16 protein-coding genes are annotated in these 16411 nt (G+C 48.6%); 12 read left to right on the top strand and 4 right to left on the bottom strand.

The window, feature by feature from the left end; translation table 11 throughout:
• Window positions 1-61: 61 nt before the first annotated feature.
• Window positions 62-679, top strand: coding sequence for an esterase/lipase family protein (locus ACSTTG_RS08725; RefSeq protein ID WP_438474508.1), 618 nt, complete (start codon window positions 62-64; stop codon window positions 677-679).
• Between the two features lie 50 nt (window positions 680-729).
• On the opposite strand, the gene ACSTTG_RS08720 is transcribed toward ACSTTG_RS08725, so the two are convergent.
• Window positions 730-1455 carry a sulfite exporter TauE/SafE family protein gene (locus ACSTTG_RS08720; protein ID WP_438474788.1) on the bottom strand — a complete coding sequence of 242 codons (726 nt, stop codon included), beginning with the start codon at window positions 1453-1455 and terminating at the stop codon, window positions 730-732.
• A gap of 295 nt (window positions 1456-1750) precedes the next feature.
• Here ACSTTG_RS08720 and ACSTTG_RS08715 point away from each other — a divergent pair, with 295 nt between their 5' ends.
• Window positions 1751-3040, top strand: a complete 1290-nt coding sequence (locus tag ACSTTG_RS08715; protein WP_438474506.1) for a DASH family cryptochrome — start codon at window positions 1751-1753, stop codon at window positions 3038-3040.
• Window positions 3012-4589 (top strand): cryptochrome/photolyase family protein, encoded by a 1578-nt coding sequence (locus tag ACSTTG_RS08710; protein WP_438460811.1) that lies wholly within the window; start codon window positions 3012-3014, stop codon window positions 4587-4589. The genes ACSTTG_RS08715 and ACSTTG_RS08710 overlap by 29 nt, the downstream gene beginning before the upstream one ends.
• Here the strand turns inward: ACSTTG_RS08710 and ACSTTG_RS08705 are convergent.
• The gene (locus ACSTTG_RS08705) at window positions 4576-4746 is read right to left on the bottom strand and encodes a DUF2256 domain-containing protein (RefSeq protein ID WP_438460812.1); all 171 of its coding nucleotides are present in this window, start codon (window positions 4744-4746) and stop codon (window positions 4576-4578) included. The genes ACSTTG_RS08710 and ACSTTG_RS08705 overlap by 14 nt on opposite strands.
• Window positions 4747-4783: 37 nt before the next feature.
• Window positions 4784-5698 carry a chemotaxis protein gene (locus ACSTTG_RS08700; protein WP_438460813.1) on the bottom strand — a complete coding sequence of 305 codons (915 nt, stop codon included), beginning with the start codon at window positions 5696-5698 and terminating at the stop codon, window positions 4784-4786.
• 431 nt (window positions 5699-6129) lie between these two features.
• Here ACSTTG_RS08700 and ACSTTG_RS08695 point away from each other — a divergent pair, with 431 nt between their 5' ends.
• The 6 genes from ACSTTG_RS08695 to ACSTTG_RS08670 all read left to right on the top strand — a co-directional run bounded on the left by ACSTTG_RS08695 (window position 6130) and on the right by ACSTTG_RS08670 (window position 12662).
• Window positions 6130-6408 (top strand): peptidylprolyl isomerase, encoded by a 279-nt coding sequence (locus tag ACSTTG_RS08695; RefSeq protein WP_438474505.1) that lies wholly within the window; start codon window positions 6130-6132, stop codon window positions 6406-6408.
• A 173-nt stretch (window positions 6409-6581) separates the two neighbouring features.
• Entirely contained in the window at window positions 6582-8414 is a 1833-nt protein-coding gene (locus tag ACSTTG_RS08690; protein ID WP_438474504.1) for an extracellular solute-binding protein, read from the top strand.
• Window positions 8415-8437: 23 nt separating this feature from the next.
• On the top strand, window positions 8438-9526 hold the full coding sequence (locus tag ACSTTG_RS08685) for a microcin C ABC transporter permease YejB (RefSeq protein WP_438460816.1): 1089 nt from the start codon (window positions 8438-8440) through the stop codon (window positions 9524-9526).
• 1 nt (window position 9527) lies between these two features.
• Window positions 9528-10574 carry an ABC transporter permease gene (locus tag ACSTTG_RS08680; RefSeq protein WP_438460817.1) on the top strand — a complete coding sequence of 349 codons (1047 nt, stop codon included), beginning with the start codon at window positions 9528-9530 and terminating at the stop codon, window positions 10572-10574.
• Window positions 10575-10577: 3 nt separating this feature from the next.
• Window positions 10578-12173 carry an ABC transporter ATP-binding protein gene (locus ACSTTG_RS08675; RefSeq protein WP_438474503.1) on the top strand — a complete coding sequence of 532 codons (1596 nt, stop codon included), beginning with the start codon at window positions 10578-10580 and terminating at the stop codon, window positions 12171-12173.
• A gap of 18 nt (window positions 12174-12191) precedes the next feature.
• Entirely contained in the window at window positions 12192-12662 is a 471-nt protein-coding gene (locus tag ACSTTG_RS08670; protein WP_438460819.1) for an RNA-binding S4 domain-containing protein, read from the top strand.
• An 8-nt stretch (window positions 12663-12670) separates the two neighbouring features.
• On the opposite strand, the gene cueR is transcribed toward ACSTTG_RS08670, so the two are convergent.
• Window positions 12671-13060: a Cu(I)-responsive transcriptional regulator gene (gene cueR / locus ACSTTG_RS08665; protein WP_438474787.1), complete on the bottom strand. Its 390-nt coding sequence runs from the start codon at window positions 13058-13060 to the stop codon at window positions 12671-12673.
• Between the two features lie 318 nt (window positions 13061-13378).
• Between cueR and ACSTTG_RS08660 the strand changes: the two genes are divergently transcribed.
• The 3 genes from ACSTTG_RS08660 (at window position 13379) to ACSTTG_RS08650 (ending at window position 16277) form a co-directional block, all read left to right on the top strand.
• Complete coding sequence (locus ACSTTG_RS08660) at window positions 13379-14572, top strand: acetate/propionate family kinase (RefSeq protein WP_438460820.1); 1194 nt, start codon at window positions 13379-13381, stop codon at window positions 14570-14572.
• 404 nt (window positions 14573-14976) lie between these two features.
• The gene (locus ACSTTG_RS08655; RefSeq protein ID WP_438474502.1) at window positions 14977-15927 is read left to right on the top strand and encodes a M23 family metallopeptidase; all 951 of its coding nucleotides are present in this window, start codon (window positions 14977-14979) and stop codon (window positions 15925-15927) included.
• On the top strand, window positions 15837-16277 hold the full coding sequence (locus ACSTTG_RS08650; RefSeq protein ID WP_438460822.1) for a bactofilin family protein: 441 nt from the start codon (window positions 15837-15839) through the stop codon (window positions 16275-16277). Before ACSTTG_RS08655 ends, ACSTTG_RS08650 begins: the two co-directional genes overlap by 91 nt.
• Window positions 16278-16411 lie beyond the last annotated feature (134 nt).

Raw genomic sequence — 16411 nt, 5'->3', positions numbered from 1 at the left:
AGACTGCGCCCGGTAAGGCCTATGACCTGCTGTGCACTTAGCCACAAATACGAGGAATGGAATGAACATAGTCATACTGCATGGACTGTACATGCATGGCGTTGTGATGCAACCATTGGCGTCAAACCTAGAGAAGTTGGGCTACAGTACTCAAGTTATCTCCTACAACAGCCTTGCTATTGAGTCCGAGCAGGTTTTTACTGATATTGATCAAGCTTTAAACCAAGAGCAGCCCAATATATTGGTTGGACATAGCCTCGGTGGTTTGATGATCCAGCGTTACCTTGAGAGCCGCCAACCCTCTGTTGAGCATGTCTCCCATGTAGTCACCCTTGGCTCTCCATTGCAAGGGGCATCGATTGTTGCTGTGATTGAAGAGATGGGGATGGGCATGATTTTGGGCAATTCAACCGAGCATGGCCTTTCGATGCATGACAATCGCTGGCAATTACCGCAAAAGCTGGGCAGCATTGCGGGCAACTTCGATCTCGGTGCACGCCGATTGCTGCTCGGAGAAATGGAAGAGTCCGATGGCACGGTCACAGTAGCGGAAACGCGTATTGAGGGCATGACCGACCATATAGTCACCAAGCAAAGTCATACCAGCCTCATCTATAGTGACTTTGCCACCCGTCAGATAGATCACTTTATTCGCTACGGCGAGTTTGCCGACGAATAGAGTGCATCGTTAACTTAGCTCTTTATCGCTTGTGTCCTACTTTTAAGAGCTTACAGAGCCTGAGCAATAGCCGTAAGACCACTGACTGAACAAAGAATCAGTGCCCCCATTCGGATCTTCTCTTTTGGTAAAGAGTGGGTCGTTTTATACGCAAGGTAATACCCCAACCATGCGGCCGGTATCAGTGGGATACTGAGATAAAGGTGGTTTAGCGAAAAGTAACCGGTGGGGATCAGTACCAGTAGGGTCAGCGTAGAGCTAAACACAAAAAACGCAGACATGTTACCGCGTAACTTGCTCGCGTCTTGATGTTGCAGTAAGAGTGCCATGGGTGGCCCCCCTATGGCAGAGCTGGTACCGAAAAAACCCGAGAAGAATCCGGCGATCCCCATCCGAGTTGGGGTAGGTTCAATACGAAAAGGCAACAGGCTCAAAACCACCGCAAACAGCACGATAAACCCGAGTAATAACGACAACTGTTCGCCTGAAACCACCAGCAACAGCCACCCACCGGCCAGGGTGCCGGGCACGCGGCCAAGAAAAGCCATCTTTAATCCACCCATCTCAATATTTTCTCGATGTTTTAGTGCATTCATGATGGATAGACATAGACCGACAAGACAGATTGGACCAGGTACATAGATAGGGGAGACCTGAAATAGCAAGGGCGCAGCAACGATGGCAAGGCCAAAACCAATGGCGGTTTGAACAAAAGAGCCCAAGAAAATCAGGCCAAAGGCGAGCAAAGCCGATGTGGTGAACCACTCTTCAAACATAGTCAGAATTTCCAATTGATATATCGTTTGATGCGTATCGAAATAAGCAAAGTGATGAGACGAACATGAAGAGCGATAAAAGCCTGTAAGCCTTAATTATTCCAAGGCGACTCATCAAAAAAGTTAACACTATGAGAAATCAAGCAGAGCGATAAAGCCTGACCTGAAAAATACGTATTAGATAATATCGAAAATTGACCTAAATTACTGCTGATACTTAGGTTTATTTTATTCAAAGTGATCAGCCTTTAGTCACTCACGTAACCATGCATAGTGAAACTAACAGGAGTAGCGTGTGCGTATTGGGATTTACTATTTTCATCGGGATCTGCGTTTGGCTGATAACGCTTTACTACATTCGGCGGCGAATGAGTGCGACCAACTTGCTTTTATTTATGTTAAACCTGAACCTAGCGTCTTTTCCCGCCATTTTTCTCCCCATGCAACACAAGGCAAGGCTCAGGCAAACTTTGAGCAGCAGTGTATATCTGACCTGAAGCGTCGGTTAGCGGAGTATGGGCATGTGTTACATACGTTTTGTGGCCAACCAAGTCAGGTACTCACGCAACTCCTTGGACAAAACCCGCACATCAGCGACCTGTATCATGATTGTGGTGCGGACTATCAGCAACATGCCCTAGTACGCTACCTCAACTCGACATTGCCCGAAATTACGACGCACATCGCCAACCAAGGCGGTCTGTTTGATTTAGAGCAGTTGCCGTTTGCGCTCAGTGAATTACCAGCAAGCTTCACTCCTTTTCGCAAGAAAGTTGACAATATCACGCCTCGACATGCGCTAGACACTATGCCGGACAATCTGCCGCCACTCGCGTTGATCAATGATGAAGGTATGCGTTGGTTGACGCTAGAGCCAATTGACGATCAACGCTTGTTTGTGGGTGGGGAGACAAGCGGTCAGGCATGGCTTCGTGGCTATTTTGACTCACAACGACCCTCGTATTACAAGCAGACGCGCAACCACCTTGATGATTGGACCAAGTCGACTGGTTTCTCACCATGGCTGGCGTGGGGATGTATAAGCCCAAAACAGATCGTAGAGTGCCTTGAGGCTTATCAACAAAACCATGGCTACAATGAATCAACCTACTGGATTTGGTTCGAGTTGCTTTGGCGTGAGTACTTTCGTTGGTATGCAGAAAAACACAGCAATAAGCTATTCTCGTTTGGAGGAATTAAGGGAAGCAAACCCTTGACCACGTTTTACTCGCAACAATACCGCCAATGGACCGAGGGCTGCACAGGCTTTGCGATCGTGGATGCGTGTATGCGCCAGCTAAAATACACGGGCACGATGTCTAATCGGGGTAGACAGTTAGTAGCAAGTTGCTTTGTTCACGAACTTGGCTTGGACTGGCGCTTTGGCGCAGCGTACTTTGAAGCAATGTTGATTGATTATGATGTCTGTTCGAATTGGGGTAATTGGCAATATTTGGCAGGTGTGGGCGCTGATCCTCGTGGTCATCGCCGGTTTGATTTGCAAAAGCAGACTGAGATCTATGACCCAGATGAAGCGTTTATCCAGAGGTGGCTAAGTGACGATACAGAAATTAATCAAGGGTAAGCACTATCGGCAGGTGCGCCTGATATTGGGTGACCAACTCAACAGTGAACACAGTTGGTTCAAGCAGCCACAAGACGATGTGCTTTATCTGATCGCTGAGTTGGTTCAAGAGCAAACCTATGTCCGTCATCACCGGCAAAAACAGGTGGCTTTTTTTGCAGCGATGCAAGCGTTCGCCGACGACTTGGCCAAAGATGGTCATCAAGTCGTCCATCTCACCCTAGATGACACTGCTGTGTATCAAAGTTTGCCGCCATTGATTTCAGATGTGTGTCAGGTTGTCGATGCGAAACGCTTTTGTTATCAGCGCCCGGATGAGTACCGCCTGCTGAGTATGCTGCGCCAACTGAGCTTGACTGATTGTCAGGTGGTGGAGTTTGATACTGAGCATTTCCTTTGCGAGTTCGACCGGTTGCTCGAAGAATTTCCCAGTGGTAAAGCGGTGAGGATGGAGCATTTTTATCGCCGCATGCGCAAGCGCCATGGGGTCCTGGTTGACTCTGAGGAGGCTCCAGAGGGCGGAAAATGGAACTACGACGTCGATAATCGACATAAACTCAAGGCAAGCGATATCGCAGAGCTCCCGGAGCCTTTGGTATTTAGCAACCCGGTAGGAGATATTATTGAGCGGCTGCGTGAGCATCAATTGCTCGGGTTTGGTCACGTTGACCAAGCGCTATTGTGGCCAATTAATCGTGCGCAAGCGCTGAACCTGTTGGCCCATTTTTGCCGAGTGTGCCTGCCAAATTTTGGTACATTCCAGGATGCAATGACTGCAGAGTCAACCTCACGCTGGTCTTTGTATCACAGCCGATTGTCTTTTGCCCTGAATTGCAAGTTGTTGTCACCTCGTGAGGTGATTGACGCAGCCGAGCGTGTCTACAACCATAACCCTTCGAAGCAGGCGTTAGCGCAAGTCGAGGGCTTTGTTCGTCAGATCCTCGGTTGGCGTGAGTACATTCGTGGTATGTACTGGGCCAATATGCCCGACTATCCCGGCTTGAATCATTTGCGCCATCAAAGAGCACTGCCGGATTTTTATTGGAATGGGCAAACTAAGATGCGCTGTATGCAACAAGCAATTGAACAGTCATTGCATTATGCGTACGCGCACCACATTCAGCGTTTGATGATCACCGGCAACTTTGCCTTGTTGGCAGAGTTGGCTCCGGCCGAGGTCCATCAATGGTACCTGGGTATCTATATTGATGCGATAGAGTGGGTGGAGCTGCCCAATACATTGGGTATGGCACTCTATGCTGACGGCGGCCTGATCGCCTCTAAGCCATACATCTCATCCGGTGCGTATATCAACCGCATGAGCGACTACTGCAGAGGGTGTCACTACCAAGTCAAGCTGCGCAGTGGAGAGGGGGCCTGCCCATTTAATCCGCTCTACTGGCGTTTTATGGTCAAGCATCGTGACTGGCTAGCGCGCAACCCGCGCATGAATATGGTCTACCGTAATTGGGACAAGCTTAGTGATCCAGAGCAGGATGAGATCCTACAAACTGCCGAGTTTTATTTACGCGATATTAATCAGTTGTAGCTAACTGGCTGTCTCGACTACTGCTGCGTTTACTGCTGCAGCGCTTAGAGCAGTACTTGATATTGTCCCAATTCAGCCGCCACTTTTTCCGCCAAGAAAAAGGGCGCTGGCAAACGGGACATATTTTGGAAGGTAAAGTGCTTTTGTTGTGACTCATAGCAGTTCCTTAGAATCTCTAAGTGCTACTACGTTACCTAGCTAAGGGTTTGATCACTTATCTTTTGAGCGCCCTCTAGCATTGCAGAAACCAGCTCTGCCGCATTGAACTTCTCTAGTGCTTGGTGCGCGCCGACTTGGTTGGCGCGCTCAACTGAGATCTCACTTGAGAGAGAGGTATGTAAGATGCGATAGCAGTGGCGCAGCTCAGGGCTGTTTTGCACAGCGAAAACCAGTTCATAGCCATCGAGCCCAGGCATCTCTATATCACTGACCAAAACATCAAACGGGTTGCCAGCCGCTGCTGCCTCTCGCATGCGCTCTAATCCGTCGGCTCCATTGGTTGCCATCTGATAAGGTATCGCCAAATTGCCTAGTGCGTTGGCGAGTTGTTTGCGGGCAATGGCCGAATCATCCACCAGCAAGATATTGGTTCTTCTGAGCTGCTCTCGTTCAATATCGGTGACGATAGGTTGACTGGTATCATTGAGCTGAGGATAGATTTTTGACAGCAGCAGCTCAATGTCGAGCATCTGAACCAACTGGTCGTCAAAGCGCGCGATACCGGTAACGAAAACGTGATGCCCAGCTGAGCGCGGCGCTGGCTCAATGGCGCGCCAGTCACACTCAATAATCTTCTCAATCGAGCGAACCATGAACGCAACCACACTACGAAGACAATCGGTAACAATCAGGTAGCAACTCTCGTACTCCTCTGGCTGGATTGGACGAAACCCAATCGCTCCGGGCATGTCGATAACCGGCACGGTTTTATCGCGGATTGAGACGGTGCCAATCACGTTAGGGTGAGAGTATGGAATTTGTGTGGTGGGAAGATACGGAACAATCTCGCGTACTTTTAACGTGCCAATGGCAAAGCGCTGTTGTTGGCTGTTGAGGGTGAACATCAACATCCCTTGCGCTTGATTGGATTGGGTTTGCAACTCAACCATAACCAGTAATTACCTCAATACTGTAAATAAACGACTGTGCTGACGGTAAGTTTTCCAACCATCGCTATACCCAAGTGACCTCAAGATGCAGACTTCAGAGTCAATATACAGGCTCATATCAAGGAAAATGGCTGCAGAAATGGTCATCCCTTTCAAAGTCATTTGACGCGGAGATGAGCCTGTATATTGACTCCCTCGGGCGAGTTTGCTTGGCTGGCCGCCCGCGGCTCGCAGCCTGCGTTGGTCACTTTCGATTTAGAACCACTAAATCTTCAAGTGACCGCCTTGGCTGCAAACCAAGCAAATCTCGCTGAAACTGCATCTTGAGGTCACTTGGGTATATAGATAAAATACCCAATGCCAGCCTCAACTAGTGAGCAGAGGATAATAAATGGTATAATGATCACGTTTTATCGTTATAGGTTATTTAAATGGCACGCACAGCAGCAGCCTTGCACATCCTTGTGAGTCACAAAGAGCAGGCAGAAGATATCATCAAACAACTAAAAAAAGGCGCGAAGTTTCAGACATTAGCACGTAAGTACTCTAAGTGTCCGTCTGGCAAAAAAGGTGGCGATTTGGGCGAGTTTAAAAAAGGTCAAATGGTACCCGCCTTTGATCGCATCTGTTTCAGCGGCGAGACGCTGGTCCCGCACCTAGTCAAAACCAAGTTTGGCTGGCATGTCGTGAAGGTGCTTTACCGCACCTAGTCATATTTTGGGAAATAGTCATGTTTTGGCAAATGGAACCCAAATTTCACTGTCACGCTGAAAGTGTGCTCGTATAAACTGTTTTTAAGGCCAGTTGGTAAACCGACTGGTCTTTTTCTTTTTCAGTGGGTTATACTCAAATTCTATCCCAAATGGAATATAAGGAAATGGTAATGGGGAAACTGAAGCAGGTGATCTTGGGTGTTTCTGTCTCTTTTTTTGCGCTGTCAGCTTACGCTGAGGACGCGCAGCCCAGCGTAATTGAAACTGACCGCTTGGTCGGATTCGGTGAAGCGAAATATCCCGCCGACTTTTCTCATTTTGACTACGTGAATCCCGATGCGCCTAAATATGGCAAAGTGACCTACGGTCAAGTCGGTACGTACGATAACTTTAACCGCTATGCTTCGCGAGGCGTGGCCGCTGCAGCGACTGGGCAGCTGTACGATACCTTGATGTTCAGCCCCGCTGATGAGGTCGATGCGTATTATCCACTGATTGCCGAAAAGGTAAGATACGCTAGCGATTTTTCATGGCTAGAAGTGGATATCAACCCTAAAGCGGTGTTTCAAGATGGTGAGCCAATTACGGCTGAAGATATCGAGTTTACTTTCCAGACCTTTATGACCCAAGGGGTACCGCAATATCGTGTCTACTATCAAGATATCTCGAGCGTTAAAGCGTTAAGCGAACGCACCGCTCGTATCGAGATGGATAACCCAAATCGTGAGAAGCTGTTTAGTCTGGCTCAATCGATGACGGTACTGCCTAAGCATTTTTGGCAGGGGAAAGACTTTTCAGAGCCTTTGGACACGCCACCTGTGGGTAGTGGTCCGTATTTGATCACCGATTATAAATCAGGTCAGTCACTCACCTACAGCCTTAATCCAGACTACTGGGCAAAAGATCTTCCAGTCAATGTGGGCCGCTATAACTTTGCGCAAATCCAATACGATTATTACCGTGATGAGACGGTGATGCTAGAAGCATTTAAAGCGGGTGAGTTTGACTTCCGCGAAGAGTCGTCGGCAAAATTCTGGGCCAACTCTTATACCGGCGCCAATTTTGACCGTGGCTACATCAAGAAAGAGGAAATCCCACATTCAAAGCCCACCGGCACTCAGGCGTTGGTGTTTAATATTCAAAAACCAATGTTTGCTGACCCGAAAGTTCGTGAAGCACTTAACTACGCACTCGATTTTGAGTGGATGAACAGCAACATGTTCTACAGCCAGTATCAGCGCACCCGCAGCTATTTCCAAAACACCGACTATGAGGCGACCGATTTACCGTCTGCCGAAGAAAAAGCCCTGTTGGAGCCGTTTGGTGACAAGATCCCTCCACGCGTTTATAGCGATATCTACCAGCCGCCGGTGACAGATGGTACGGGGCGTATTCGCGCTCAGATGCGCGCTGCATTTGCTTTGCTAAAAGAAGCCGGTTGGGAGCTACAGAACAAGGTAATGACCAACGTTGAGACGGGCGAGCCGATGAGCTTTGAGCTGCTGATCTACAGCCCAACCACGGAGCGAATTGCAATCCCAGTGCAAAAGAACCTCAAGCGGATGGGGATCGAGATGCGCATTCGCACCATAGATACCACGCAATACATCAAGCGTTTGCGTGAGCGAGACTTTGATATGGTGTCATCGGCTTACCCGGCGTTTACTCACCCAAGTCCTGACATGATGATTGTCTGGCACTCGTCGTATATTGACTCAACCTACAATCGAGCCGGGGTTGAAGATCCGGTGGTTGACGCGTTTACGCTAGAGATTGCGCAAAACCAAGAAAATCCAGAGAAGCTGCTGTCTTTAGGCCGCGCGCTTGACCGTTACCTGCAGTGGAACTTTTACATCATTCCTCAGTGGCACAGTAACCTATATCGTGTTGCTACCTGGGACAAGTTCGAGCGCCCAGAGATCACGCCTAAATATGACCTAGGCGTCGATACCTGGTGGGTGTCAAAGACCAAAGCACAAAAACTTCCACAAAAGCGTCAGTAATAAAAGGACTTTAATAGACAATAATGGCTGCCTATATTTTTCGCCGATTGCTGCTCGTTATTCCGACGTTGTGGGCAATCATCACCATTAACTTCTTTATCATTCAAATTGCCCCAGGGGGCCCGGTTGAGCAAGCGATTGCTCAGCTTGAGGGCCACTCGTCCGGCATTATGGAGCGCTTTTCAGGCGGTGGTAGTGAGGTTGATATCCCTAGTGGTCAAGATACCACACCAACTGGTTATAAGGGCTCACGTGGCCTAGACCCTGAGGTGGTGGAAGAGATCAAGAAGCAGTTTGGTTTCGATAAGCCGATCCTTGAGCGCTATTGGGACATGCTCAAGAACTACGCCAGCTTTAATTTTGGCGATAGCCTGTTTCGTGGGGGCAACGTTATCGACTTGATTGTCGAGCGACTGCCGGTGTCGATATCGCTGGGTTTATGGAGTACCTTGATCATCTACCTGGTTTCAATCCCGCTTGGGATAATGAAAGCGATTCACCATGGCTCACGGTTTGATATTTGGTCGAGTGCGGTGGTGATAGTGGGGTACGCGATCCCTGGCTTCTTATTTGCCATCATATTGATCATCTTCTTTGCTAGCGGTAACTATTTCAGTTGGTTCCCACTGCGGGGCTTGGTGTCGGATAACTTCGATCAGATGAGCACCTTTCAACAGGTCATCGATTACTTCTGGCACTTAACCTTGCCAACCCTCGCGATGGTGATTGGCGGCTTTGCCACCTTGAGTATGCTGACCAAGAACTCGTTTCTGGATGAAATCAACAAGCAATACGTGGTAACAGCTAGGGCTAAAGGGCTCGATGATCAGAAGATTCTTTACCGTCATGTGTTTCGTAACGCGATGCTGATTATTATCGCCGGCTTTCCAAGTGCCTTTATCAGCATCTTCTTTACCGGCTCGATGCTGATTGAGGTGATGTTCTCACTAGAGGGGATTGGACTGCTTGGGTTTGAGTCAACCATTCAGCGCGATTATCCAGTGGTGTTCTCATCACTCTACATAATGACGCTGCTCGGGCTGATACTCAGTATCATCTCCGACCTTACTTACACCTGGGTCGACCCACGCATTGATTTTGAGGCACGCTAAGATGCTAACCAAGAATAAGGAAAAACATAAGAATCCGATGATTGCCGCGAGGTGGACCACCTTTCGTAACCACAAGCGCGGCTATTGGTCACTGTGGATCTTCTCCATATTGTTTATTTTGAGCCTGTTTGCCGAGCTGATCGCCAACGATAAGCCGCTGGTGGTGCGCTATGACAGCGGCTGGTATTTTCCTATTGCCACTCAATACGCTGAAACTGAGTTTGGCGGAGAGTTTGAGACTGAAGCTGACTATACCGATCCGTTTGTTGTCGATTTAATTGAAGACAAGGGCTTTATCATCTGGCCGGTGATTCGATTCAGCTACTCGTCAATCAACTTTGATGTGGTAGGTTCAGTGCCGTCGCCGCCGTCTGAGGTCAATTGGCTTGGTACCGATGACAAAGGCCGTGATGTGATGGCGAGGATCATCTATGGTTTTCGCATATCGGTGTTATTTGGCTTTATTCTCACCATTATCTCAAGTGTGATTGGGGTTGCCGTAGGCGCTAGCCAGGGCTATTACGGTGGCTGGCTAGATTTGCTCGGTCAGAGGTTTATTGAGGTCTGGTCGGGCATGCCGACCCTGTTCTTGCTCATCATCCTCTCGAGTTTTGTCGAGCCGAGCTTTTGGTGGCTGCTGGGGATTATGGTGCTGTTTAGCTGGATGGGGCTGGTGGGTATTGTGCGTGCAGAGTTCTTGCGCTGCCGCAACTTTGACTACGTCAGAGCGGCTCAAGCCATGGGCGTGGATGATAAGCGCATCATGTGGCGCCACATGCTGCCCAATGCCATGGTGGCCTCGCTTACTATGATGCCCTTTATCCTATCGGGCTCTGTGACGACCTTAACGTCACTTGATTTTCTTGGCTTTGGCTTACCGGCAGGCTCGCCCTCACTAGGTGAACTGCTCGCACAGGGCAAGGCGAATTTACAGGCGCCATGGCTCGGCATATCGGCGTTTGCCGTGTTATCCATTATGCTGACCCTGTTAGTCTTTATTGGCGAAGCGGTCCGCGATGCCTTTGACCCACATCAACAAGGACGCTAGGCCATGAGTGAAACCATATTAACCATTCAAGAACTGACGGTCGGCTTTAAAGACAAAACAGGTGTGCGCACGGTAACTCAGGATGTCTCTCTCTCAATCAACAAGGGCGAAACCTTGGCGCTAGTCGGGGAGAGTGGTTCGGGCAAGTCCGTGACTGCCAATTCAATCTTAAAACTGCTACCGAAAAACTCTGCTCGCTATCAGGGCGGTCACATCAACTTTGATGGCACTGATATGCTCAATTGCTCTGAGCGCCACTTGCGCGGGATCCGGGGGGGGCGAATCGGCATGATATTCCAAGAGCCGATGGTGTCCCTCAACCCATTGCACAAGATTGGTAAGCAGTTGGTCGAAACCTTGGAGCTCCATCGCGGTATGCGCGCCAGCAAGGCGCGCCAATTGGCGCTCGATTGGCTAAATAAAGTCGGTATTCGTCACCCAGAGCAAAAAATCGATGCCTATCCACATGAGTTATCCGGTGGTGAGCGCCAGCGGGTGATGATTGCCATGGCGCTGATCAATGAGCCAGAGCTGCTGATTGCTGATGAGCCAACGACCGCGCTGGATGTCTCTGTACAGGCACAGATCCTGGATTTGCTCAAGTCACTCCAGCGTGAGATGGGCATGGCTATGCTGTTTATTACCCACGATTTGAGTATCGTTAAGCAAATTGCCGACAGAGTTGCGGTGATGAAAAGTGGTGAGCTGGTTGAAGTCGGCGAGTGCAAGACGCTGTTTTCGGCGCCAACTCACCCCTATACCAAGATGTTGATAAACTCCGACCCTCGCGGCGAGCCGGTGGCGATGCGTGAGGATGCACGTAAGTTGCTGGCGGTTGATAAACTCAAGGTGTGGTTTCCAATCAAGACTGGACTGTTTAAACGGGTCACCTCACATGTAAAAGCAGTGACCGATATGCACTTCACCCTCAAATCTGGCCAGACGATTGGGGTTGTCGGTGAATCGGGGTCGGGCAAATCAACCACGGGATTGGCTATCCTCAAGCTGGTTGAATCGGAGGGCTTGATCGAATACCGAGACACCGATATTCAGCCGCTGGATAGAAAAGGCATGCTCCCTTATCGCAGTCGGATGCAGGTGGTGTTTCAAGACCCGTTCTCGGCACTTAATCCGCGCATGTCAGTGGCACAGGTGATCGGTGAGGGGATGCTTGTCCATACTGAGCTTGATGAGGTAGAGCTGGATAACAAGATCCAAGAAGTGATGCTTGAGGTTGGGCTCGATCCAAGTACCCGACATCGCTATCCGAATGAATTCTCGGGTGGTCAGCGTCAGCGGATCGCGATCGCAAGGGCCTTGATCCTCAAGCCAGAGTTTATCTTACTCGATGAACCTACCTCATCGTTAGACAGAACCGTGCAAGCCCAAGTTCTTGATTTGCTCAAGTCATTGCAGCAAAAATATGGCTTAACCTATCTGTTTATCAGCCACGATCTGAGCGTGGTCAAATCACTTTGCCACTATACTATTGTGATGAAAGCGGGTGAGATCGTGGAGCAGGGTGAAACAGCGAGCTTGTTTAGCGCCCCCAAACACGATTACACTAAGACACTTGTATCGCTTTCAGCGGTGTCATAATAGTTATTAGAGGTTTTGGTGGAAGGTTTCCCAGAAGATATTGATCAACAAGAGTTTGATCAAGAAGAAATTGAGATTGAGGCGATTGGTGTTGAGGTCTCATCTCAGCCGATCGAGCTATACAAGGTGCTTAAGCTGGCCAACGTTGTTGATGGCGGTGGTCAGGCTAAGCACCTGATCTCGGAGGGTTATGTTGCGGTCAACGGTGAGCTCGAGGTGCGTAAGCGCCGCAAGATGTACGACGGCGACTTCCTTGAGTTCAATCAGGAGTATTACGTGGTGGTTTGTGACACACCGCCCGTTGAGGTGATTGAAACCCCAGCAGAGCAACCGAAACCAAATCAACAAAAACCGAGCTCACAGGCAAAGGGTAGTAAGCAGCGCAGCCGCAACAAGCGCCAAGCTCAGTCTAAAGATGCGCCTATCATGGATAAGCCTAAATCAAACAAAGGCTCTGGCGGCGGCCGCGGTGAAATTAACTTTTTCTAGTTACATCATCAGCGTTTAGTCAAATCATCAATGATTGGACAGTCACTGCCCTCATCGCCAGGGCAGCGGCTTACCCAAGCCTCAAGTTGACGACGGATCAAGGTCAACTCAGCAATCTTACTCTCTACCTCAGCCAGCTTATGCTCGGCAAAGTCGCGCACCTGTTTACTGGTGCGATTGGGGTCGCCTGCCAAGTCAACAAATTGCTTGCATTCCAGTAGTGAAAACCCGGCGCGCTTAGCTTTAGCAATCAAATGAAGCTGCTCAACGTGCTGCTGATTGTAGATGCGATAGCCGGTATCTGTGCGCTCAGGTGTCGTAATCAACTGTTTTTCCTCGTAGAGTCGTATCGACTTTGCCGATAAATTGGTCAATTTCGCGATTTCACCAATATTCATCATTCTAATCTGGCCCTTAAATGTTATGATGGTGTCACTTGGATTAATTGTCATACAACTCAAATTTTGTTGAGCAATGTAATTGTAAGCGATTTGACTGATTTTGTTCCACAAATCAATGTGGTCAAAAACGCAACCGTTTGCGCAAGAGTGTGGCAAGACAATTGTTGATTCAGTCAATAAAATTGATTTGCATCAAAAAAGCGCGTTAACTTTTGTTGAATGAGTAAAAAAAAGTTGAAACGCTCAAAAATTATTGAATAATGAGCACACGTAAACAGGGTGCTCCATACCTTCTCTTATTACAGGATTATACTCATGTCGAAATCGTTTGTACTGGTTATCAACTCTGGTAGCTCATCTCTTAAATTCGCTGTAATCGATGCAGCAACAGGTGACGATGTCCTAACAGGTCTAGGCGAGTGCTTCGGTCTTGCTGAATCGCGCATGAGCTGGAAGTTCAACGGCGAGAAGACTGAAATCGCTATCGAAGGTGACGACAGCCACCACAAAATTGCTATTGGCAAGCTGGTTGGTCTAACTGAGCAACTGGGCTTCTCTGAGCACATCGTTGCAATCGGTCACCGCATCGTACACGGTGGCGAGAAGTTCACTAAGACAGTTCGCATCACTGAAGAAGTGACCGCTGAGATTGAAAAGCTGGCTGACCTAGCGCCGCTTCACAACCCAGCAGGTGCTATCGGTATCCGCGCTGCAATGGAAGCGTTCCCTGCATTGCCACAATTTGCTGTATTCGACACCGCTTTCCACCAAACTATGCCTGAAAAAGCATTCACTGGTGCAATCTCTGGTGAGCTTTACAAAGAATACGGTATCCGTCGCTACGGTTTCCACGGCACTAGCCACTACTACGTTTCTCGCGAAGCGGCTAAGATGCTGAACAAGTCAATCGATGAGTCAAGCTTCATCTCAGTTCACCTAGGTAACGGCGCATCGGTATGTGCTATCTCTAACGGTGAATCAGTTGATACCTCTATGGGCTTTACGCCACTAGCGGGTCTAATGATGGGCACACGCTCTGGCGACCTTGACCCAGGCATCATCGAGTTCCTAATCAAGAAAGGTTGGACAACTGAGCAAGTATTTGAAGCACTAAACAAGAAGTCTGGTTTCTTGGGTGTTTCTGGTCTAACTTCTGATGCGCGCGGTATCCTAGAAGCGATGGAAGAGGGCCATGAAGGTGCTCGTCTAGCGTTTGAGGTATTCACTTACCGTGTTGCTAAATACATTGGTTCTTACCTAATCCCACTATCAAGCCTTGATGCAGTGATCTTCACTGGTGGTATCGGTGAGAACGCACTACCAATTCGCCGTGAAATCTTGAAAAACCTAAAACTTCTAGGTTTTGTTGAAGATGAAAAAGGAAACGAGCAGGCTCGTTTCGGTGAAGCAGGCATTATTGCAAAATCGGAAATGTTGGATGCGGTAGCTATGGTTATCCCAACTAACGAAGAGTTTGTAATTGCACAGCAGTCTGTAGAGCTTCTTTAATCTCGCCTACTGCGCCATGCGCCATAACCCGCTGGGGGAAGTCATGCTCCCCTTTGGTTATACCTCGATTTAGTATTGATAGTTTTTATTATTTTTTATTCTTGCCCGAGCATTTTGCTCGGGTTTTTTTTTCCTTGCGGAAAGAGGCGAGAGTCGAGATCGCTGCGCTGCGAGAAGCGAGATGGTGATCAACTATGAGATATCGCAGATAGTTGCAAGCTCCAAGGTATTACTCGCTACTCGTAGGGCTATGCCCGTCCCCGAAACTCGCCCCCTTTTTATTATAAATATCTGAAACAACGTCACATACCGCGACATTTCACGTTATAATGGCTTTTTCCTGACATGCTTATAGCGTACAGTCAACCCTATAAGCAGTAATGTTGTAGACCCGCCAAGTAGTAATGAAAGACCAGCTTACCATATCTATTTCTTCCATTAATGGATCCAAACATTGGCATTTTAGTAAGCGAGCGCGAGTTCGTTTTAAAGCCTTCTGTTATGCCATTTTTACTGTTGCCACTTTTACGATATTAACCCTAGCGTATTTGTATCACACGGTAGACGATTTTCAGCTGCGTAATGCTGAGCTTATTGGTCGCTCCGAAGGGCTTGCTGCCGAGCTTGATGTGCTTAATCAACTTAAAGATGATTTAGAAAACGACTTGATTGAGCGCGAGGAGCGGGTTGAGTTTGTTTCCGACAGATTGGCTGATATTGAGCAATTGTTGAATGTGGACAAGTTGGACGAGCAAACGTCACTGGAGTTTCGTCTCGATGCTGCCAACATTGCGTTCAGCACGCGTTTGATGATGTTGTCACAAATTCCAAACGGTTCACCGGTTGCCGGTAACCAGCGTGTGTCTTCGAAGTTTGGTATGCGCACCCACCCAATCACTAAAGCGCAAACGATGCACCGTGGTATCGACTTTGCCGTCAATACCGGCACCAAAGTGTTTGCACCAGCCGATGGGGTTATTGAGGTGACGCGAAAAAGTGATCAGGGCTCTGGTAACTTTTTGCGGATTCAACATGCGTTTGGCTTTGCCAGCTCTTATTCGCACCTGCATGAGTTTAAGGTACGTCCAGGGCAGTTTGTACGTAAAGGAGACCTAGTCGCCACCTCAGGCAACAGCGGATTATCAAGCGGTCCACATCTGCACTACGAAGTGCGCTATGTCGGTCGCGCATTAGATCCTGCGCGTTTTGTCGCGTGGGGTGTGGACGATTTTGAGTCGATTTTTGTAAATGAAGGAGGAGTTCCATGGGAATCTTTAGTCGAGACAGTCGAGACACGGGTGGCACAACTGTTGCAACCCTCATCGCCAAAGGCTGTTACACGAGTGGCCAACTAAAAGTAGAAGGCGATATTCAGGTTGACGGTGTGATTGAGGGGCAGTGTAACGTACAAGGCACCTTGATCATTTCTGAAACTGGTCGAGTTAAAGGTGAAATCCATGCTGAGCGATTGATCGTCAACGGCATCGTTGAGGGTGAGTGTCATGCTCCGCACATGCAGGTGCTGGGTAAAGGCAAAGTGAACGGCAAGGTACGCAGTAACGATCTGTGTATTGAACCTGGTGGTAAGTTCATCGGTGAAAACTCTGAGTTACCGGGTAACGATGTCGTTCAGCTCAAAAGCACCAACGAGAAGGTCGACAAAAGCCCAGCGATGGCTGCGAAAAAGACCACTAAAACCGCATAATACTCCATACCCAAGTCACCTCAGCGTACCAACAAGGTATCTTGAGGTGACTTGGGTATACTTCTCTCTTCCGTATTAGTCCAATCTGAACTAATGATGGCGACCTGCCTTAAGAATAACAAAATGTTATCGAC

The sequence above is a fragment of the Vibrio glycogenivorans genome (assembly GCF_051660965.1).
Classification (GTDB): domain Bacteria; phylum Pseudomonadota; class Gammaproteobacteria; order Enterobacterales; family Vibrionaceae; genus Vibrio.
The sequence above is the reverse complement of the archived record's forward strand: the minus strand, read 5'-3'. Positions and strand labels throughout refer to the sequence as shown.

Excerpts from the sequence above, each read along its gene's own strand:
- ACSTTG_RS08725 (WP_438474508.1), top strand. The coding sequence starts at position 62 with ATGAACATAGTCATACTGCATGGACTGTACATGCATGGCGTTGTGATG.
- ACSTTG_RS08720 (WP_438474788.1), bottom strand. The coding sequence starts at position 1,455 with ATGTTTGAAGAGTGGTTCACCACATCGGCTTTGCTCGCCTTTGGCCTG.
- ACSTTG_RS08705 (WP_438460812.1), bottom strand. The coding sequence starts at position 4,746 with ATGAGTCACAACAAAAGCACTTTACCTTCCAAAATATGTCCCGTTTGC.
- ACSTTG_RS08700 (WP_438460813.1), bottom strand. The coding sequence starts at position 5,698 with ATGGTTGAGTTGCAAACCCAATCCAATCAAGCGCAAGGGATGTTGATG.
- ACSTTG_RS08695 (WP_438474505.1), top strand. The coding sequence starts at position 6,130 with ATGGCACGCACAGCAGCAGCCTTGCACATCCTTGTGAGTCACAAAGAG.
- ACSTTG_RS08690 (WP_438474504.1), top strand. The coding sequence starts at position 6,582 with ATGGGGAAACTGAAGCAGGTGATCTTGGGTGTTTCTGTCTCTTTTTTT.
- ACSTTG_RS08685 (WP_438460816.1), top strand. The coding sequence starts at position 8,438 with ATGGCTGCCTATATTTTTCGCCGATTGCTGCTCGTTATTCCGACGTTG.
- ACSTTG_RS08680 (WP_438460817.1), top strand. The coding sequence starts at position 9,528 with ATGCTAACCAAGAATAAGGAAAAACATAAGAATCCGATGATTGCCGCG.
- ACSTTG_RS08675 (WP_438474503.1), top strand. The coding sequence starts at position 10,578 with ATGAGTGAAACCATATTAACCATTCAAGAACTGACGGTCGGCTTTAAA.
- cueR (WP_438474787.1), bottom strand. The coding sequence starts at position 13,060 with ATGAATATTGGTGAAATCGCGAAATTGACCAATTTATCGGCAAAGTCG.
- ACSTTG_RS08660 (WP_438460820.1), top strand. The coding sequence starts at position 13,379 with ATGTCGAAATCGTTTGTACTGGTTATCAACTCTGGTAGCTCATCTCTT.
- ACSTTG_RS08655 (WP_438474502.1), top strand. The coding sequence starts at position 14,977 with ATGAAAGACCAGCTTACCATATCTATTTCTTCCATTAATGGATCCAAA.
- ACSTTG_RS08650 (WP_438460822.1), top strand. The coding sequence starts at position 15,837 with ATGGGAATCTTTAGTCGAGACAGTCGAGACACGGGTGGCACAACTGTT.